A 19,223-nucleotide genomic window follows, 5' to 3' on the forward strand; every position below is an offset into this window, starting at 1 on the left:
ACCCCACGTCATGACTTCGCCTGCGAAAACGTCACGGGCGGGGCATGACGCGGCTGCACTGGCGGACGAGCGCGACGACGGCTGGGATCGACCGCATGGCCTCACCCCAGCCATCGGCGGCGACCCTTGCCCCGGCGACACCCCTGAGCTCCCCCACCATGTCGTACGACCGCCTCGACCGCCCGCGCCTGCCGGCTGACCCGGCGCCTCGGGGCGCGCGAGGTGAGCGCGGAGCAGGGACGGGGTGAAGGTGGCTGTGTCGCCCGGCCGGCGCCGTCAGTCACCCGGCTTGTGGGTGCTCCAGTACTCGTCGGCGGCGGCCTGGATGCCGGCCAGAACCTCCCGGTAGCCGGCCGGCTTGACGACGAAGGCGCTGAAGCCGTCCAGCGCGGCCGTCAGCACCGGGGGCGGCGTGGCCTCGAAATAGCGGTTGACCAGGCGGTGCTCGCCGCTTCCCGCGGCCTTGCTGACCTGCGCGATGGCCTGGTCGGCGATGGCGACCTTGGGGTTGGCCGAGACGTCGCCCCTGGCGGTGGCCCACTTCTCCTGGGCGGCCGAGCCCACCCACCACTTGAGGTACTTCATGCTGGCCTCGGGGTCGGGAGCCTTGGCCAGCGAGCAGAGCGGGCCGCTCTCGAAGATCATCGAGGTCTTGGGGAGGGCGGGGTTGACGTTCGGGATGACGAAGAAGCCGTAGTCGGTGCCGGCCTTCATGCCGCGCTGGGTCATGCTCGTGTTGAACCAGGTGCCGAACGACACCATCGCCGCCTTGCCGGTCTTCAGCACGTCGCCCGGGTCGGTCTTGTCGCCGGGGTTGGTGAAGTAGCCGGCGTCGATCATCGACTTCCACCGCTCCATCACCTGGACCACGCCGGGGTCGGTGTACTTGGCCTGGCCGGTGGACAGGCGGTCGTACAGGTCGGGGTCGGTGCCGGCGAGAAGCTGCTCGAACCAGACGAAGGAGAACAGCACGCTGGTGTGGTAGAAGGCCTTGACGCCGTTCTTCTTGAGGGTGTCGGCGACCGTGATCAGCTCGTCCCAGGTGGACGGCGGCTGGAGATCGTACTCGTCGAAGATCTTCTTGTTGTAGAACATGCCCCAGTAGGCCGCGTTCAGCGGTACGCAGTACTGCTTGCCGCCCACCGTGTAATACTCGGCCAGATCCGCGGACAGGTCGCCGTTCTTGATCGCCTCCTGCCACAGCGCCGTCGTCTCCGCCACCTGCTTCTGCGCGACGATCTCCGCCAGCCGCCCGCCCGTCGTCCAGGTGAACAGGTCGGGCTTGACGTCGGTGCGGAACGACGCCTTGATGAACGCCTGGTACGTCGGCTCGTCGGTGTAGCCGACCGGCTTCATCGACAGGCCGATCTGCTGCTTGGACAGGACGCCCATCTCGTCGAAGTATTTGCTCCAGGCCCCCTTGTCGTTGTAGAGCTTCAGCTCGGCCTTGGCCGGCGGCGGCGCTGCGCCGCCGCCCGAGGAGCAGCCGGCCAGGACGAGGGAGATGAGGGCGGCGACAAGCAGTGGACGCGACCGGTTCATGCCCGGCCTCCTGTTCGCTCACAAGTGCTCACGGTGGGGGTGAAACGGGCCCGTGGCGAGTCATCTAATCACTTGATATCTTGGGTGTCCATAGCCGCGGGGACCACCGCCCGCCGCGCCGCCTCCCGATAGTCGCGCGGCGCCATCCCGTACCTCCGCTGGAAGAGCCGGCCGAAATACGACTGGCCGGAGAACCCGCAGCGCTGGGCGATCTCCCCGATCCCCTCCGTCGTCGTGGTGAGCAGCAGGGCGGCGTGCTCCAGCCGGCGACCGGCCACGAAGGCGACCGGGGTGCAGCCGTAGTGACGGCGCATGGAGCGGGCCAGGTGCCCGGAGCTGACCGCGGCCAGTGCCAGCAGCCGGGGCAGCCCCTCGCGCAGGTTCTCCTCCCGGCTCATCGCCACGCAGGCCGACACCAGCCAGCCCGGCCGCCGGTCCACCGCCGTGCCGTCGGCGCGCTCCAGCACCGGGACCACCGCCGTCCACAGCCTGACCAGGTCGAGCACCCGAGGCGTGCCGGTGCAGGCGCCCAGCACGCGGGCGAACTCCGCGGCGACCGGCCCGTCCAGGTCCGTACGCGCGATGAGCGGCAGCTCGCGCCGGTCCCACTCCGCCGTGCCCGCCAGCCCGGCGAGATCGGCGAAGGCGCGCCAGCGTTCGCTGGGGAAGGCGATGTTGACGAAGCGCATGCCCGCGGCGGTGGCGGCGAACTCGTGCAGGTCCGGTGGCCGTACCAGCATCAGGTCGCCCGCGCGCAGCGGCATCTCGGCGTCGCCTACCCGCTGCGCTCCCGCTCCGGCCGTGACGAGGACGAGCTCGTGGAAGTCGGCGTGCGTGTGCGGCTCGGGCCGGTCGCGGTGGCCGCCGGTCACCGGCACCAGGGCCGCGTGGTACGGCAGCCCGGCGGCGAACTCGACCCAGCGCAGGATGGTCGACATGTCAGGAAATTAATAGTTATGGAGTGCCGAGTACTAGTAACACGGGCCGCGGAGCCCGAAGAATCCGGATCGACGCCCCGCCCACGGCCCTCAGAGGAGCACATGGTGATCACGGAAGTCGACCGGACCCTCCAGGACTACGACCGCGACGGCTACACGATCTTCCGCAACGTCCTCGACCCGGACCTGATCGCCGAGGCGAGCGACCACGTCTCCTGGCTGCAGGCCAAGTACCCGGACCGGCTCGGCGAGGACCTGGCCACCGAGCTGGTCGCCGGCGACCCCTTCTGGGTCCGCCTGGTCAGCGACGAACGGCTGCTGGACCTCGCCGAGCTCTTCGTCGGCCCCGACATCGCGCTGTTCGCCTCGCACTACATCAGCAAGCCGCCCTTCTCCGGCAAAGCGGTCCTGTGGCACCAGGACGGCGCGTACTGGCCCCTGGAGCCGATGCGGGTGGTCACCCTCTGGCTGGCCGTGGACGAGGCCACGCCGGAGAACGGCTGCCTGCGGGTGATCCCCGGCTCGCACCGGGAGGAGCTGCACGAGCTGCGGCAGCGCGACGACATCGACAACGTGCTCGGCTCGGAGAGCGCCGTGACGATCGACGAGTCGAAGGCCGTGGACCTGGTGCTGTCACCCGGTGACGTGGAGGTGCACCATCCGAACATCCTGCACGCCTCCAACGCCAACACCTCGCCCAGACGCCGGTGCGGCCTGACGATCCGCTACATCCCGACCTCTACCCGGATCACCAGCGAGCAGCAGCCGTTCGTCTCCGCGCTGCTGCTGCGCGGAGACCCCGGCGTGAACGTCTACCAGCCGTTCCCCACGTACGTGCCCGGCGTGCACATGCCGTACGCCGGCGCCTGACGCGCGGCCCACCGGCGGCAGGCGCCGGACGTGCCGCTAGATGATCTCGAGGTTGGCCATCATGCCCATGTCCTCGTGCTCGGCGTTGTGGCAGTGGAAGAGGTAGCGGCCGCGGTAGCCGTCGAAACGCGTGATGATCTCCACCGCCTCGCCCGGCCGGAGCGAGACGGTGTCCTTGAGCCCCGCGTCGTGCGGCAGCGGCAGGCGGCCGCTGCGCGAGAGCACCCGGAAGCCGGCCAGATGCAGGTGGACGGGATGGTGGACGTCGGCGACCAGCCGCCACACCTCGACATCGCCGAGACGGGCTGTGACATCGGTGCGGGCGGGATCGAACGGCCGCCCGCCGATCAGCCATCCGTGGCCGCCGCGCATCCGCCCGGTGCGGAAGGAGAAGTCGCGCACCCTGGCGGCGTCCGTCCGTCGCCAGGTCGGCAGATCGGTGGAGAGCGTACGGGGGACGCGGCTGCCGTCGGTGGCGTGGCGGGCGATAAGGAAGGCCATCACGTCGCGCGTACGGCCGGAGCCGAGCCGGTTGAGGAGTCTGACGTGGCTGCCGGTCGCGATGCCGGAGAAGTCGACGATCAGGTCGTAGCGTTCGGCGGGCGCGATCGGCAGGAGCCGGTGGGTGACCGGCGCGGCGAGCAGCCCCTGGTCGGCGCCGATCTGAACGAGGTCGAGCCGGCGCCCGTCGTCGGTGACCGCTTCGAGCTCGTAGTGGCGGGCGTTGGAGGCGTTGAGGACGCGCAGCCGGTAGCGGGCCGCGTCGGCCTCGTGCACGGGCCACGGGGCGCCGTTGACCAGAATCACGTCGCCGAGGACGCCGGCGAGATACGCCTCGTGCACGCCCGGCCGCTCGCGCAGGGTGGGGTCGAGGGCGGGGTAGGCGAGACCGCCGTCGGCGGCGAACGCCCGGTCGGCGATCACCAGCGGCAGTTCGCGGGGCCCCGCGGGCAGGCCGAGATCGTCCTCGGCGGTGTCGCGGACGATGTGCAGCCCGGCCAGGCCGCGCCAGATCCCGGGGGCGGTGAAGTCCATCCGGTGGTCGTGGTACCACAGCAGCGCCGGCCGCTGGTCCAGCGGGAAGGTGTAGTCGCGGGTCCGCCTGGTCACCACGGCCCGCGGATCGTGCATGCCATGCCCCATGTGCACGGCGGCGTCGTGCCGTTCCATGGGCCGCTCGATGGGCCGTTCCGCGGGCCATTGCTCGGGCCATCGCTCGGGCAGGACGAGGTCGGTCGGGTATCCGTCGGAGGCCGCGGGAGTACGTCCGCCGTGCAGGTGAACGACGGTGGGCACGGGCAGGTCGTTGCGGTGCGTCACGGTGACCGGCCGGCCGCGGCGCGACTCGATCGTCGGCCCGGGGAAGGTGCCCTCGTACGTCCACAGCGGCGTCTTGACGCCGGGCAGGATCTCCGCGCTCGCCTCGCGCTGGGTGATCTCGTACCGGTCGGTGCCCCCCGAGGTGCCGACCGGCTTCAGCACGGAGGGCATCGGCAGCGGCACCCGGAAGGGCGGCGGCAGCGGTACGGCGCTGCGCAGCTCGGCGCCGGTGACCGACGGCCGGCGGGCCAGCGCGGCCGAGGCCGACAGCCCGGTGGCCGCCACCAGCCCGAGCGCCCCGCCGATGCCCAGGATCCGCCGCCGGCTCGGACCGCGGCCCTCAACGCGCATCGCGGACCTCCCGCCGCAGGAGGGGCCGGCGCCAGACGGCGATGAACTGCACGACGAGCGCGGCGACGGTCGTCACCCCCAGCGGGATGTGCAGCCACAGCGCGCCATCCAGGCCGGCGAAGTACTGCACCGTCTCGGCCGCCACCACCGCCATTGTGGTCAGGAACGGCCAGGCCTGACGCAGCCGTACCCAGAACGTGATCGCCACGATCACCTGCAGGTAGCCGATGGAGGTGACCACGTCGGCCCCGAGCGCGTGCCATCGCAGGCCGTCGTGGTCGCCGGTCAGGTACACCCCGGCGAACACCGGCTGGCCGGCGATCGCCACCACGTGCGCGCTGACGACGGCCCGCAGCGTCCACCCCGAGCGTTTCGTCCGCTGCGCGGCCACTGTGAGCATGTGATCCCTCCTCGCTCTGTTGTCGTTGTGGCGAGATTATGGCTCGGGAGTTATCTTGTCTAAGATCAATATTGCTATGGCGTTATGCTCGGGGAGGCATGATGGAGCTGAACTCGCTCAGGCAGTTCCTGGTGGTGGCGCGGCTCGAGCACCTCAGCCGGGCGGCCGACGAGCTGCACGTGGCCCAGCCGTCGCTGAGCCGTACCATCGCCCGGTTGGAGAGCGAGCTGGGCGCGCCGCTGTTCGACCGGAGCGGCCGGCTCCGGCTGAACGACGCGGGCAAGCTCTTCCGCGATCACGTCGAGCGGTCCCTCGGCGAGCTCGAGGCGGGACGGCGTGCCGTCGCCGAGGCCACCAGCGAGGGCCTGGGCACCGTGCGGCTGGCCTCGGAGACCTTCCTCACCCTCACCGGGCCGCTGGCGGCCTACAAGCGCGCCCATCCCTCCATCGAGATCGAGCTCCACTGGTCGGCGGCCGAGGACATGGCCCGCCGCCTGCGGTCCCAGGACGTCGATCTGTGTGTCGCCTCGCAGCCCATCCACGCCGAGGGCCTGGAGTCGGTGCGGTTGTTCGACGAGGCGGTGGGCGTGGGCACGCCACTCGATCATCCGCTGGCGGGCCGCGCTTCCGTGAGCATCGACGAGCTCGCCGACCAGCCCTTCGTCACCGCCCGCAAGGGGCACTGGATCCGCCGGCTGCTCGATCGGCTGTTCGCCGCCAGAGGCCTCACCCCCAAGATCGTCTGCGAGAGCGACGAGCACAGCGCCATCGCGGACCTGATCAGCGCAGGACTCGGCATCGGTCTCGTCCCCGGCTTCGCCCGCCGCAGCGCCACGCGCATCCCCGGCGCCTGGATCGCCGTCGACAGCCCCGACTGCCGTCGCACGGTCACTTTGTGCTGGGGCGCCGACAGCCAGCTGTCAGCCGCCGCCCGCCTGATGCGCACCACGATCACCAGCTGGGACTGGAGCGCCGGCGAGCCCCGGGAGCAACGCTGACGATCGGCTGCGCGGGTAGGCGCGACGTGCCCCGGGACCTGGCCTATCCGGTTGAGCGGCCCGTCTCAGCGGCTCGTCTCAGCGGCCCGTCTCAGCGGCTCACGACGGTTTCCCGTTCCACGCGCGACAGCTTCTCGGGATTGCGTACGTGGTAGGCGCCGGTGATGTAGCCGTTCTCCAGCCGCACCGCCACCACGCCGTCGATCTCCCCGTTGAGCCGGATGAGCAGCCCCGGGCCACCATTGATCTGCACCAGTTCGGCAGACCTTTCGGCATCGCGCTTCCACCAGCCGACGGCCAGCAGGCGAGCCACCTGGCCGGCCCCCACGACGGGCCGGAGCAGGGCATGCTTGATCCCGCCGCCGTCGCTCAGGGCGACGACGTCCGGCGCCAGGATGTCGAGCAGGCTCTGCAGGTCACCGGTCTCGACCGCGCGCTGGAACGCCTGGAGTGCGGCTCGGGTCTCGGCCGGGGAGGCGATGCCGCGGGGCCGGCGCGCGGCGACGTGTGCCCGGGCCCGGTGCGCGATCTGGCGGACCGCGGCCGGGCTCTTGCCGACGGCTTCGGCGATCTCGTCGTACTCCAGATCGAACACCTCGCGCAGCACGAACACCGCCCGCTCGATCGGGCCGAGCGTCTCCAGCACCAGCAGCATCGCCATCGAGACGCTGTCGGCCAGCTCGACGTCCTCGGCCACGTCGGGCGCGGTCAGCAGCGGCTCGGGCAACCACGGCCCGACGTAGGACTCCTTGCGCCGATCGAGCGTACGCAGCCGGTCCAGCGCCTGCCGGGTGACGATCCGTACCAGGTAGGCACGTTGCTCCCGCACGGTGCCGAGGTCGACGCCCGCCCATCGCAGCCAGGTCTCCTGCAGCACGTCCTCGGAGTCGGCGGCCGAACCGAGCATCTCGTACGCGACGGTGAACAGCAGGTTGCGGTGGGCGACGAACGCCTCGGTGGCGGGGTCCACGCGCTCGGCACGATCGAGCGGCTCGGCCGTGTCCGCGGTCCGTTCGCTGTGCTCGCTCATCCCCGGCTCCTGCCTGTTCGCTCTCACCACTGCCACACGCACAAGACGCCGATCCCCACCGCCCTGTGACACCCACGCTCGGTAATCCACGTCACATGATCGCGCTGTCACGGCCGTCGGGCCGCCGGCGTCTCGTGTTCGTCAGGACGCCGCGCGGACGATCCGGGCGGCACGTAACACACCACGAGTTGGGAAGACCTCACCATGTCCACACCCACGACGACCAAGCAGGAGGACCTGCGGTCGCGTATGCCCAACCCCCTCCGGTTCATCCCCGAGATGGCGGCGATCGCCGAAGGAGTGCACAAGGCCGTCAAGAACGCTTCGATTCCACAGACCCACCATCAGCCTGCTGCAGCTCCGCGCCGGGCAGATCCTGGGCAGCACGTACTTCACCGTCCGGGAGACCGGCAACCTCCGCCAGTCCGGAGAACCGGAGGAGCGCATCACCGCCGTGGCGACCTGGCGGGACGCCACCTACTTCACCGGCGCCGAACGGATCGCGCTGGAGCTCGTCGAGGCCGTCCTCACCCCCAACCCGTCCGGGGAACGCGTCCCCGACGAGCTGTACGCCAGGGCGTCCGCGCACTACGACGACAAGGCGCTCTGGTCGCTCGTCATGGCGATCGGTCACATCGGATTCTTCACCCCGGCCGCTCTCATCGCCAAGCCGATCCCCGGCAGGCCCCCCGGCCAGAACTACAGCGAGTAACTCCATTCGGCACCCAAGACAGGGATGAAGCATGAGCATCAGCAAGTTCGCCGTGGCAGGGGCGACCGGGCGGCTGGGACGCCACGTCGTCGACGTCCTCTCCGAACGGGGGCACCAGGTCGTTGCGATGTCCCGAGCCACCGGCGTGGACATCATCACCGGTGAGGGCCTCGCCGAGGCTCTCACCGGGGTCGATGTCATCATCGACGTCGCGTCGTGGCACGGCTCCGACCAGCAGGCGGCAACGGAGTTCTTCCGCACGGCGACCCGCACCCTGCACGAGGCCGGCCGGCAGGCGGGGGCCGGCCAGATCGTCATCGCATCCATCATCGGCACCGACAAGGCCACCGCCGGTTTCATCGCCGCCCAGCAGGTGCACGAGGAGGCCAACCTGTCCGGCCCGCTCCCCGCTCGCATCCTGCGGGCCGCGCAGTTCCACGAATTCGTCGGTCAGCTTCTGGACTGGCAACCAGGCGACGTCGCCTACATCCCGGCCTTGCCCACCCAGCTCGTGGCCTGCCGCACCGTGGCCGAGGAGCTGGTCGACCTGGCCACCGACCGCGACAAGCCCGCCCAGCCCGCTCCCGGAACGCCGATCCCGGAGATCGCCGGACCCCGCAGGGAGACCATGTCCGAGGCGGCCGCCCTCCTCGGCGCCCGCCGAGGCGTCAAGGTCGTCGGCGTCGACGGCTCCGGCATGCCCGACGCCGAGACGGCCGCCGGCGGCGGGTTCCTGCCCAGCCCGCACGCCAAGCTCGCCGGCCCCACCTTCCAGGAGTGGCTCGACACCCAACCCTGACCCGGACGGGGCCGGTCACCGGCGGACCCTGCCGCCGCACGACGAACGCGCCCTCGAGCAGCGCGGCGGCGGGCGTGCGGCAGGACGTCCGGCCCCGCCCGGGCGAGGCTCGGGCCTGGCCGTGCTGACCAACGACTGTCCCGTTCGGGACCTTCTCCTCTGAGAAGCCTCCTCGTGCATCCCTCCCGTCACCGTCACGGCCGCCGCGGACGCGGTGGAGGCCGCCCGCCTCATGGACACCCGCGACGTCAAGCGGCTGGCGGTCGTCGACTACGACGGCCGTCTCCAGGGCATCGTCAGCCGACGGGACCTGGTCAAGCTGCTCCTCCGCCCGGACGAGGAGATCGCCGCCGAGGTGCGCGACGACGTTCTCGACCGCAGTCTGTGGGTGAACACCGACGGCGTGCAGGTGGACGTACGCCAGGGTGTGGTCACGCTGTACGGGTGGATGGAGCGTCGCACCGAGGCCGCCGTCGCGGTGCGCAGGCCGGCCGGCACCCGACGTCAGGGGCGGTTCGGAGGAGATCCGTTCGCGAACCGCACGGTGATGGACAAGCCGCCTTCTGGGCGTGCGCCAGCGGTGAGGGTGGCGTGGTGAGCTTGCGTGACGGCATTGACGATGGCGAGGCCGAGGCCGTAGCCGTCGTGGCTGCCGTGACGGTCGGGCGCCAGTTTCTGGAAGGGGTGAAAGAGGCGCTGGACCTGGTCGTCGGGGATGACCGGCCCGCTGTTGGCGACCGTGAGGGCCACCTGCGTGCCGGAGGCCTGCGTGGTGACCGTTACCTGCCCGTCTGCGTGGTTGTGGCGGATGGCGTTGTCGACGAGGTTGGTGACGAGGCTTTCGATCAGTCTCGGGTCTCCGGTCGTCGCCGCGGGCGTCAGGTGTTCGGCGAGGTCGACGCCTTTCCGGGTCGCCTGGTCGCGGCGGGAGGCGAGCACTCCTTCGACGATGTGGGCCAGGTCGAGGGTGTCCCAGCGGGTGACGCCGCGCTCGCTGGTGGCCAGGGTGAGCAGTGCTTGGACGAGCCGCTCCTGGTGTCCGCACAGAGCCAGGGCCTCCTGGCAGGCCGCGCGCAGGGTTTCGGGGTCGGCGTCGGGGTCGGCGAGGGCGACTTCGAGGAGGGTGCGCAGGCCGGCGAGAGGGGTGCGCAGCTCGTGGGAGGCGTTGGCGACGAAGTGGCGTTGGGCGTCGAAGGCGGCTTGCAGGCGGGCGAACAGGTCGTCGAGGGTGTGGCCGAGCTCGGTCAGCTCGTCCGTGGGCTCGCCGAGAGCGAGTCGCCGGTGGAGGTCTCCGGCGGAGATGATCCTGGCGGTGGCGGTGATGGCGCGCAGGGGGCGCAGGAACCGGCCGGCGACGAACCAGCCCAGAGCCAGGGCTACGGGAATCAGGACGACCAGGGCGACGGCGGATCCGGTGAGGAGTTGGGGCAGGCTGATCCCGGGCCCGGATTCGGTGATCGCGCTCGACGAGGGGTGGTCCTTGGGGGAGGCCGCATCGATGCTGGCGAGCGGGACGGCGACGAAGACGAGCACGAGGACCCCGGCGGCGTAGATGCCCGCCGCGTAGGCGAGCGCGAGCCGCGTCTGCAAGGACCTTCTGGCAAGCTTCCGGGAGGTCGTGACGGTCTTCTGGGAGGTCATGACGGTCCGATGCGGTAGCCGCCTTCGCGGATGGTCTCGATCACGGGCGGGTCGCCGAGCTTGGTCCGCAACCGGTGCATGGTGTGCTTGACGGCGCTGCTGAAGGGGTCGGCGGCCTCGTCCCAGACGCGTTCGAGCAGCTCCTCGGCGGAGATGACCAGGCCGGGTACGGCGAGCAGGCATTCGAGCAGGGCGAACTCCCTGGGGCTCAGCTCGAGGCGCCGCCCGGCCCGGAACGCGGTGCGGCGGGCCGGATCGAGGGTGATGTCCCCGCAGGCCAGGGTGGGCGGTAGCGGCGGGGTGGCGCGGCGGGCCAGGGCACGGACGCGGGCGACCAGTTCGGCGAACGCGAACGGCTTGGGCAGGTAGTCGTCGGCGCCTAGGCTGAGCCCGTCGACGCGGTCCTCGATCGTGCCGGAGGCGGTGAGCATCAGTACGCGGGTCTCGCAGCGGCCGTGGGCCAGTCGCCGGCAGATCTCGTCCCCGTGGACGCCGGGCAGGTCGCGGTCGAGGATCACCACGTCGTAGCGGGTGGCGGCCAGGCGGTCGAGGGCGGCGGTTCCGTCCAGGACGACGTCGACGGCCATGCCCTCGCGGCGCAGCCCGGTTCCGATGGAACGGGCGAGGACCTCGAAGTCCTCGACGACGAGGACCCTCACAGCCGCTCACCGAGGGTCGTCGTGCGGGCGGGGCGGCCGAACCGGCCGCAGGGTCGGGCTGACATGGCTCAACGATGCCAGATCGCCGGTCGCAGCCGGGTCGCGGCGGCTGCGACCCGGCCGGAACCCGGTGCCGCGTACAACCGTCGGCATGACTTCATTCACCCCTCACCGATCGGGCCGGCAGGCCGGGCAGGACCGTTTCCCCCGGTTGCTGCGCGCGGAGTGGGCCAAGTTCCGCTCCGCGCGGGGCCGGGCGCTCCTGATGGTGGCCTCCGTGCTGGTCACCGTGTCGCTCGGACTGCTGGTCGCCGGGGGTGCCCGCAGCGCTTGCGTGACGTGGAAGGGCGAGGGCCCCTGCCCCGCGCCTTTGGTGGGTCCCGATGGCACGGCGGTGAGGGACAAGTACTACTTCGTGCACCAGCCGCTCAAGGGGAACGGCAGCATCACCGCCCGGGTGTCGGACATGACCGGGCAGATGCGGCAGCCGGACGCCGTGCCCGGCGTGCGCAACGTCAAGGAGGGGGTGGTGCCGTGGGCGAAGGCCGGGCTCCTCGTCAGGCGGAGCCTCACGCAGGGCACGCCGTACGCCGCCGTCATGATCACTGGCAGCCACGGCGTGCGGATGCAGCACAACTACGTCCACGACGTGGCCGGCGGACCGGTGCGGGGGCCACGGTGGCTGCGGCTGACCAGGTCGGGCGACACCATCACCGGCTACGAGTCGGGCGACGGCAACACGTGGACCGAGGTCAGCACGGTCAGGCTGACCGGACTGCCGGAGACGGTCGAGATCGGGCTGTTCGCCACCTCGCCGGGCACCTTGTGGGAGACGGCGAAAGCCTTCGCCCAGGCCACCGCCACCTTCGACCAGGTCACGCTGCGGGGCGCGAACGGTTCGTGGCGGCGTGACGACGTCGGTGTCTCCTTGGGGCCCGACGGCAAGACCCCGCATCACCCGGGCGGGGTCGTCGAGTCCGGCGACAAGCTGCTGGTGACCGGTGTCGGTGACATCGGGCCCGCCACGGTGGAGGGCGGTCTGCGCGCCGACCTCATGCTGATCGGCGGGGCCGTGGGGCTGATCCTGGTGCTCGTGGTGGCGGTCTCGTCCTTCACGGCGGAACACCGGCGGGGGCTGATCGGGACCGGTCTGCCGGGCGCGCCGCATCCGGCGCGGCTGCTGGCGGCCAAGGCGGTGGTGGTCGGCGCGGTCGCGTTCCTGGCGGGGCTGGTGACCTCGGGGGTCGTGGTCCCTGCCGGTTTGGCGATGTTGCGGGCCAATCAGAACCCGATCCAGCCGATCACCCTGGGTACCGAGCTGCGGGTGATCGTCGGCTACGCGGCGCTGACCGCGGCCGCCGCCGTGCTGGCTTTGGGACTGGCCGCGCTGGTCAAGCGGGCCGTCGTCACCACCGGGCTGGCCATCGCGCTGGTCGTCGTTCCCCACCTGCTGGCGACCGCGGGCCTGGTGCCGTGGCTGCTGATGATCACCCCTGCCGCCGGGTTCGCGATCACGCAGAGCGTCCCCACGTTCGCGCATGTGGAGGTGCCCCCGTCACTGCTCGGGGGCTACTACCCGCTCCCGCCATGGGCAGGGTTGGCCGTGACGTGCGGATACGCCGCCCTCGCCCTCGGGGCGGCGATGGCCGCATACCGCAGGAGAGTCCCGCTCGCCTAGATGGGTGGAAACCTGGTCTCGGCGGCAAGACCTTGACCAGATCCCCGCCCGCCTGGGTGAGGGCGGAGTCGAAGACGCGGGGGGCGGCGTCGCCGACGATGTCGCGGGAGACGAGCGGGTCGCTGCTGTAGCGCAGGGTGCGGCGAAGCTCGTTCCGGGCGGCCACGGCGAGGGCGTCGTTGACCTCCGGCGCGCTGGCGGGGCGGCTGAGCTGGGCGGACAGGTCGATGATCGAGCCGTCCTCCACCGGCACCCGGATGGCGATGCCGTCCAGGCGGCCGTTCAGCTCGGGCATGGCCTGGCCGACCATGCGGGCGGCGCCGGTGGAGGCGTGGACGGTGGTCATGAAGCCGCGTACGAGGCCGGAGCGCTCGTGCAGCACCTTGACCATCGGGGCCACGCAGTAGTGGTGCACGAGGCGAGGGCGTTGACGCCGGGCACGATGGTGGCCTCCAGGCCCTTGCCGCGCGCCGACAGCAGCATCCTCGGGGCGCCGGCCTTCAGGTGGCCGGCCAGGGCGTCCCGGGTGCGGAAGCGGCCGGTGGCGTCGATGACGATCTCGACGTCGTACGCCCTCCAGCCGATCTGCGCGGGGTCGGCGCAGGACGGCCCTGCCGATCCTGCCGAATCCGTTGATGCCGGCTCTCATGCCTTCATCGTCCGGCGGTCGCGGCTCACGGGTGAGAGGCCGCGGTCCCACGTGCGATGGACCTTCGGCCGCGTGCCGGCGCCGGCGAGAAGCGTGACTCGAGCGCCTGGCCAACAGGCCGGGCCTGCGGCCGTTCGATGCCCTCGGAGCCGCGACGGAAGTGCAGCTGCCGGTTCCGCAGCGGATTGTCGGAGATGATCTCTAGGGTGCCGGGCATGACGTGTTCATCTACTTCCGCAGGGGCGGTCTCATGACGGCCTGGGTGCGGGTCCGCGACCGCATCACCGCCCGCGACGCCCGCGGTCTGGCCGACCTCGTGATCACCCTGTCCGACGCCGAACGCGCCGAGGTCGCCCGCCTCCTGCCCGACCTGCGCAGCGACCTGCGCCAGGCCGCCGGGCGCCGGGCCGGGGAGCGGTGGTCGCCCGACCCGGGCGGGAGCGAGTGGGACGGCGACGGGGACGGCGAGTGGGATGAGGAAGGGGACGGCGGCGAGGGGAACGGGCGCGGGCCGGGCGCGTGGGACGGGCCATGGGACGGGGCGTGGGCTGGGGATGGCGTCGGCGGGCACGGGGAGGTGCTGCGGATCGCGGGAGCGGGCGTGCTGGCCGGTCCCGCCGCGACGGCCGCCTGGCTGACCCGGCGCGAGCTCACCGGCCGCCGGGCCAGGGCGCAGGAGGTGATCCGGGTGCTGGCCGCGCGCCCGGCCGGTTGGCAGGCCGAGGTGGCCGCCCGCCTCGTCAAGAAGATCCGCACGGCCGACGACCGCAACGCCCCGCTGGCCCTGGCCGTGCTGCGGGCCTGCGGCACCCCACCGCCCGAGCACGACCCGCTCGTCACCGCGTGGCTCCGCACCCGCCCGGCCGCCGGCGACCCGCTGATCGGCCCGCTGCTGCCGCGCATCTTCGAGGCCGAGGGCGTCGGCCGCCTGCTGCGCGAGGAACGCCTGGAGCCCGCCCCCACCCGCTGGTTCGCTCTGATCGAGGAACTGGTCGCCACCAGGCGGGTGTCGCGCGCGGAGCTGCTCGACGGTTGCCTGCGCCGCTTCCTGCGCGGCGGGCACGCGATCGACCTGCGCTTCTTCGTCCGGCTGCACCGGATGCTCGATCCCACGCCGCAGGAGGCCGCCGCCCACGTCCGCGACTACCTGCGGCTGCTTCCCGCCGCCCCCGGCACGGTCGCCGAGCTGGCGCTCGCCCAGGTCCACCGCGGCGGCCCGTACGACAAGACCGAGGCCATCGAGGCGATCGGCGCGCTGACCTTCCGCTCCGAGGCCAAGCTCGCCCTGCAGGGCCTGCGCTGGCTGGAACGGGAAGCCGCGCACGCCGCCGACCTCGCGCCGGCACTCGCGACGGCGTTCGGGCACGCCTCCTACGAGGTCCAGGAGCGGGCGACCAGGATCGCGCTCAAGCACGCCGCCGCCTTCGCCCCGGCCGGCGAGATCCTGGCCGAGGCCGTTCCCCTGCTCCCGGCGACGCTCGGGACGCGGGTGGCCGCCCGGTTCGGCGGGGACGTGACGCCCCAGGAGCAGCCCGCCGCGTTCACCCCGCCACCGCTGCCCACGCCCGCCGGGCCCGAGCCGTTCCCGGAGCCGACGCTGGACGTGAGTCACAGCGTCTACCAGTGGGTGGACGGCGAGCGGTGGCTGGCGGCGTTCGTGCGGCAGGCCGCCGGCGACAGGGAGGAGATGCGGCGCACGCTGGCCGAGCAGTTCGGCGGTTCCTACCCGCAGGTGTACGCCCACGAGGAATGGGTCGACGTCAGCCATTGGATCGGCGCCCTGGCCAGGCAGGTGACCGAGCCCACGTCCGACCCTGGGCCCACGTCCGACCCTGAGCCCACGTCCGACCCTGGGCCCACGTCCGACCCTGGGCCCGCTGCCGGCCCTGGGCTGGCGTCCGCCTCTGTGACGATCTCGACGTCCCGTTCCCGCCAGGAGATGGGACCTGATCGCACACCGACAGCCGCCGACCTGCGTGACGGTCGCCATGCCCGACATGACCCGCTGACCCCTGCCCCGAACGACTCATGCAGGCGGGTGGACGTAGCCGACGCGAGGCTTACCGGCCGCGGCCAACCCGTGGGATCGATCCCGGCCCCGGCCTGAGCCGCTACCCCTGCGTTCTTCCCGACGCCCCCGCGGGCCGCGGGGGCGTGAGCTCGGCTCCTTGACGACCGCAGTCCGCGTAACCTCGCTTGCAGCCCTTCTCCCGTCCGGTGGTGTCCTGCTTGGACCCGAAGGTGGAGCAAGTTCCCGGATACCCGTTGCGGCAATCTCGCACGCCTCTGCGGTAGCCCCTCTTGGCACCCGCCTGGCGCTCCTCAGCGCAAGGATCGGAGCTGCGCGTAAGCGCGCCGGCTTCGGCAGCTCTCGTCGCCATCGCGGTGGGCGCGGTCGTGAGCGCGGCGACGATGGCGGACACACGCCGCTGCATCCCCGCCGCGCATGATCGTCTCCTCTGGTGACCGTGCTGCTGCTGCGGTCCGGGCGCGGCGCCCTCGATGGCGGCTTCGGCCACCTTCATGGCGGTCTCAACTGCGCCTTCCCCGCCGTCCGAGCTGCTCGCCACCACGTCAGCCCGAAGGCTGCGAGTGATGTGGAGCCCGGCTGACTTCCGGGTACGGATGACGTGGGTGCTGCACGGGGCGGCTGATCATGACGTCCGAGCCGTCGGCGTTGGACTGACGCTACTGAGTCTTCATCAGGTCCCAGAAGGACCTGTGACGATCGGCGCCCGGCAGCCAAGGCGCGAGAAACCAGGCCTCCCACTCGCCGTCAGAGGTCTTGACGTGGGGATTGAGGAGGTATTCTCCATCGTCCCCGTACCCGACCAGAAGGGTGTCGGGCACATACTCCCCTCTCAGATTGATGCAGTCCTGCTCCGCTCCATAGACGAAGTAGAGCTCATCAGGCACGCTCCAAGGCTCCGCACCTTGGGGTGACGACCACGCCTCGACGGCTCCGGGCTCAAGGTCACGGAGCCAGCCGACGTTCGCGGCCGGCAGCAGGGGGTAGCCGAGCTCTTCGTCGCCCCAACCGTTGGCGAACAAGAGGAACTGCCGGTAACTCGGCGGTAGGCCCGTGCCCAGCCGGTCTTCAAGCTGACTGACGTCTGATTCACTGGCTGGGGGACGGAGGCCGTTACCCGAATCGGACGATAAGCGGTCCGGACTCTGTGCTACCAGGCCCTTCACCGAGAAGAGGCCAGACCAACCGTACTGGATACTCATGGCAAATGATCGTATCCGTCACGGCTGACATTTCGGGATGCTTGGCACGAGCACGGATCGCACCCTGCTGACCTCGATCAACGTCAACATCAACCCGCGCTACTGCCGACTCCGCACTGGCCACGGCCCATGGGGAAAGGCCCCTGCGGGTCACGTTCCCGCAGGCGCCTGCCAACCGCGAGTTCAGAAGGGCTCAGTACCACTTCTGGTAGTTGCCCTGATTGCACGGGGAAAGGTAAACCGAACCCTCCCAGTTGCTGTCGAGGCACTGCTGCGACTGTCGTTGCGCGATTTCGCTTCGCGGGGTGAAATACCATGCCTGGTAATTGCCGCCATTGCAGCTGAGCGTGTAGATCCTGCCGGTGGCCTGGGTGCCGTCGAGGCACTCCTGGCTCCACAAGTTCCTCAGGGGCCGATAGTCAGCCGTGCCGATCCACGTCCAGGTCTGGCTCTGGCCGTAGTGGCACGGAGCTGTGAAGACGTGCCCCACCGCGCCGCCGACCGCCTGCTCCAGGCATCTGTTCGTGGCACTGTTCCTGACGTAGCCGGACTGGGCCCCGACGTTCGCCGGCTCCAAGGTGAAGCCGGACTTTTCCTCAACGATCGGCGCGGCGGCCGTGGCACTTGCCGGCGTGTTCGCCAGTCCGGCGCCGACGACTGCGGCGGCCATGACAGCCATGCTCATCAGCACGGTACGGATTCGATAACGCATGCTCAGGTGAACCTTTCTTTGGGCGGGCCGGCATGAGGTCGAGCCGTCCCTTCTGCGAAAAGTCGGCCCGCTCAATGTCGCAGGAAGAAATGACGTGCCGCGAGGCTTGTAAGTCGTGGCTTAATCGTGCCGTTCAGGGGCTTGTGCGGCCGTTTGAGCGACGTGCTCTGGCAGCGATGTGGATGCGTATGGGGGGCGGATGCACAGGATTCACTTCACGGCCGACGACCTGGCGCGGGTGCGGGTGGCGGCGACGCTGGGTCCCATGGCCGAGACCATGTTCAGCCTGCACGCGCTGCGCGGGCGGGCAGAGGAGCCGGTGTTCGGTGCGTGGCGGCGCCGGGTACGCGGCACCGCCGATCCGCGATTCGCGGCCCTGGCCGCCATCGCACCGGCGCGGCTGCCGTGTTTCGACCTGGCCCTGCTCGCCGGGCCGGGTCACGACCTGGCCGAGAGCGGCGAGAGCTTCCTCGGCCGCCCCCGGCAGGCGGTCCGGGCGGAGCTGGATTTTTACGCCGGTCACCATGGCCAGGTGCCGACCGCGCTGGCCGGGCTCGCCGACACCCTGGCCGCCCGGAGGGAGGTGCTGTCCACGGTGGAGGCGTACCACGGTGCCGCCGTCGGCCCGCACTGGTCACGCATTCGTGCGCACCTTGACGCCGAACGCGCCCAGCGCGGCAGGATCCTGCTCGACCGTGGTGTCGGCGGCCTGCTGTCCAGCCTGCATCCGCGCATCCGGTGGTCGCCGCCGACCCTCCATGTCGATGCCGGCGACCGGTTCGACGACGATTTCACCCTCGACGGGCGGGGGCTGCTGCTGGTGCCGTCGTTCTTCCTGCGCTTCCCGGGGGTGATGTACGAGCCGGGCGATCCCTCCGGCTGCATCCTGATCTTCCCCGCCGCGCTCGGCGCCGACCGCGCCGCGGGCATCTGGACGGGCGGTTCGCCGGCGCGGGCCCTGGCCAGGCTCCTGGGGCGTACGCGCGCGTCGGTGCTCACCGCCATCGCCGACGGTGTGGCCACCACTGGCGCCCTGGCCCGCCGCCTGGACATCTCCTCGGCGGCGGTCAGTCAGCACACCGCGGTGCTGCGCGAGGCGAGCCTGATCACGACGCGCCGGCACCACGGCAACGTCCTGCACCACCCCACCCAGACCGGCCTGACCCTCCTCGACCGGCACGACGCATCCGGCCGGGCCGACGACGCCGAGGCATGGCCCGCTCGCCGCCCTTGACTGCGGATGCACGGTCCTGGGAACGGGTCCTGCTACGTTCGCATGGCTGCCCGGCGGGTGGGGCCGCTGAAGAACACGCCCCGTCGTGCTTGCTGCTGGACGAGGTCGCCTCCGCCCTCGACCCCGTCAACGACGGCGGCCGTACACGAGGGCATCGAACTCCTCACGGCGGGCCAGACCGTGATGATGGTGGCGCATCGGATACGCACCGTCCGGCACGCCAGCGCCGGCCCATCGCGCGATGGCCCCGTGCTGGAGGCCGCGCTCGATGCCGTCCCGGGCCGGGTGTGGTCAGCCGGCGTTGATGGCCGGCATGGAACGCGGCTCCGCTACGGCAGGACGAGCCTGCCGTGCGATCGGCGCCGCTCGCCCCCCAGCGCCTGCCGGATGGAGTCGTTTGGGCCGGAAGTCGCGATGGCACCGTATGCGGGGTGCCGGGCACGTACGATCTTCCTGCGC

General features: G+C 71.3%; 17 protein-coding genes and 1 pseudogene. 8 read left to right on the plus strand and 10 right to left on the minus strand.

Translation table 11 applies throughout. From position 1 onward, the window contains the following. Positions 1 to 276: 276 nt before the first annotated feature. Together AB0J69_RS18450 and AB0J69_RS18455 are read right to left on the minus strand one after the other, a co-directional pair. On the minus strand, positions 277 to 1,542 hold the full coding sequence (locus AB0J69_RS18450; RefSeq protein ID WP_364118314.1) for an extracellular solute-binding protein: 1,266 nt from the start codon (positions 1,540 to 1,542) through the stop codon (positions 277 to 279). Positions 1,543 to 1,610: 68 nt separating this feature from the next. After that, positions 1,611 to 2,480, minus strand: a complete 870-nt coding sequence (locus AB0J69_RS18455; RefSeq protein ID WP_364118315.1) for an AraC family transcriptional regulator — start codon at positions 2,478 to 2,480, stop codon at positions 1,611 to 1,613. 102 nt (positions 2,481 to 2,582) lie between these two features. Between AB0J69_RS18455 and AB0J69_RS18460 the strand changes: the two genes are divergently transcribed. Then, positions 2,583 to 3,350, plus strand: coding sequence for a phytanoyl-CoA dioxygenase family protein (locus AB0J69_RS18460; protein WP_364118316.1), 768 nt, complete (start codon positions 2,583 to 2,585; stop codon positions 3,348 to 3,350). 36 nt (positions 3,351 to 3,386) lie between these two features. On the opposite strand, the gene AB0J69_RS18465 is transcribed toward AB0J69_RS18460, so the two are convergent. After that, a complete protein-coding gene (locus AB0J69_RS18465; protein ID WP_364118318.1) occupies positions 3,387 to 5,021 on the minus strand; it encodes a multicopper oxidase family protein in 1,635 nt (544 codons plus the stop codon). Beyond that, the gene (locus AB0J69_RS18470) at positions 5,011 to 5,421 is read right to left on the minus strand and encodes a hypothetical protein (protein ID WP_364118320.1); all 411 of its coding nucleotides are present in this window, start codon (positions 5,419 to 5,421) and stop codon (positions 5,011 to 5,013) included. Before AB0J69_RS18470 ends, AB0J69_RS18465 begins: the two co-directional genes overlap by 11 nt. Before the next feature lie 98 nt (positions 5,422 to 5,519). Here AB0J69_RS18470 and AB0J69_RS18475 point away from each other — a divergent pair, with 98 nt between their 5' ends. Continuing rightward, positions 5,520 to 6,419: a LysR substrate-binding domain-containing protein gene (locus AB0J69_RS18475; RefSeq protein ID WP_364118321.1), complete on the plus strand. Its 900-nt coding sequence runs from the start codon at positions 5,520 to 5,522 to the stop codon at positions 6,417 to 6,419. A 91-nt stretch (positions 6,420 to 6,510) separates the two neighbouring features. On the opposite strand, the gene AB0J69_RS18480 is transcribed toward AB0J69_RS18475, so the two are convergent. After that, positions 6,511 to 7,449, minus strand: a complete 939-nt coding sequence (locus tag AB0J69_RS18480; RefSeq protein WP_364118323.1) for an RNA polymerase sigma-70 factor — start codon at positions 7,447 to 7,449, stop codon at positions 6,511 to 6,513. A 376-nt stretch (positions 7,450 to 7,825) separates the two neighbouring features. Between AB0J69_RS18480 and AB0J69_RS18485 the strand changes: the two genes are divergently transcribed. The 3 genes from AB0J69_RS18485 to AB0J69_RS18495 all read left to right on the plus strand — a co-directional run bounded on the left by AB0J69_RS18485 (position 7,826) and on the right by AB0J69_RS18495 (position 9,558). After that, complete coding sequence (locus AB0J69_RS18485; RefSeq protein ID WP_364118374.1) at positions 7,826 to 8,161, plus strand: hypothetical protein; 336 nt, start codon at positions 7,826 to 7,828, stop codon at positions 8,159 to 8,161. Between the two features lie 31 nt (positions 8,162 to 8,192). Next, positions 8,193 to 8,960: an NAD(P)H-binding protein gene (locus tag AB0J69_RS18490; protein ID WP_364118325.1), complete on the plus strand. Its 768-nt coding sequence runs from the start codon at positions 8,193 to 8,195 to the stop codon at positions 8,958 to 8,960. Between the two features lie 178 nt (positions 8,961 to 9,138). Next, the gene (locus AB0J69_RS18495; RefSeq protein ID WP_364118376.1) at positions 9,139 to 9,558 is read left to right on the plus strand and encodes a CBS domain-containing protein; all 420 of its coding nucleotides are present in this window, start codon (positions 9,139 to 9,141) and stop codon (positions 9,556 to 9,558) included. Here AB0J69_RS18495 and AB0J69_RS18500 read toward each other — a convergent pair. After that, the gene (locus tag AB0J69_RS18500; RefSeq protein ID WP_364118327.1) at positions 9,465 to 10,601 is read right to left on the minus strand and encodes a HAMP domain-containing sensor histidine kinase; all 1,137 of its coding nucleotides are present in this window, start codon (positions 10,599 to 10,601) and stop codon (positions 9,465 to 9,467) included. The two genes, AB0J69_RS18495 and AB0J69_RS18500, sit on opposite strands and share 94 nt — an antisense overlap. Continuing rightward, positions 10,598 to 11,260 carry a response regulator transcription factor gene (locus AB0J69_RS18505; protein ID WP_364118329.1) on the minus strand — a complete coding sequence of 221 codons (663 nt, stop codon included), beginning with the start codon at positions 11,258 to 11,260 and terminating at the stop codon, positions 10,598 to 10,600. The genes AB0J69_RS18500 and AB0J69_RS18505 overlap by 4 nt, the downstream gene beginning before the upstream one ends. Positions 11,261 to 11,411: 151 nt before the next feature. On the opposite strand from AB0J69_RS18505, the gene AB0J69_RS18510 reads away from it, so the two are divergent. After that, positions 11,412 to 12,938, plus strand: a complete 1,527-nt coding sequence (locus AB0J69_RS18510) for a hypothetical protein (RefSeq protein WP_364118331.1) — start codon at positions 11,412 to 11,414, stop codon at positions 12,936 to 12,938. 88 nt (positions 12,939 to 13,026) lie between these two features. Here AB0J69_RS18510 and AB0J69_RS18515 read toward each other — a convergent pair. Beyond that, positions 13,027 to 13,587: pseudogene (locus tag AB0J69_RS18515) on the minus strand (hypothetical protein); the annotation flags it as partial. Positions 13,588 to 13,807: 220 nt separating this feature from the next. On the opposite strand from AB0J69_RS18515, the gene AB0J69_RS18520 reads away from it, so the two are divergent. Next, positions 13,808 to 15,694: a hypothetical protein gene (locus tag AB0J69_RS18520; protein WP_364118333.1), complete on the plus strand. Its 1,887-nt coding sequence runs from the start codon at positions 13,808 to 13,810 to the stop codon at positions 15,692 to 15,694. A 581-nt stretch (positions 15,695 to 16,275) separates the two neighbouring features. On the opposite strand, the gene AB0J69_RS18525 is transcribed toward AB0J69_RS18520, so the two are convergent. Next, complete coding sequence (locus AB0J69_RS18525; RefSeq protein WP_364118335.1) at positions 16,276 to 16,818, minus strand: SMI1/KNR4 family protein; 543 nt, start codon at positions 16,816 to 16,818, stop codon at positions 16,276 to 16,278. A 193-nt stretch (positions 16,819 to 17,011) separates the two neighbouring features. After that, on the minus strand, positions 17,012 to 17,530 hold the full coding sequence (locus tag AB0J69_RS18530) for an RICIN domain-containing protein (protein WP_364118337.1): 519 nt from the start codon (positions 17,528 to 17,530) through the stop codon (positions 17,012 to 17,014). 199 nt (positions 17,531 to 17,729) lie between these two features. Here AB0J69_RS18530 and AB0J69_RS18535 point away from each other — a divergent pair, with 199 nt between their 5' ends. After that, positions 17,730 to 18,764, plus strand: coding sequence for a winged helix-turn-helix domain-containing protein (locus AB0J69_RS18535; protein WP_364118339.1), 1,035 nt, complete (start codon positions 17,730 to 17,732; stop codon positions 18,762 to 18,764). Positions 18,765 to 19,223 lie beyond the last annotated feature (459 nt).

This window comes from Nonomuraea sp. NPDC049709, assembly GCF_040674815.1.
In the GTDB taxonomy this organism is placed as follows: Bacteria; Actinomycetota; Actinomycetes; order Streptosporangiales; family Streptosporangiaceae; genus Nonomuraea.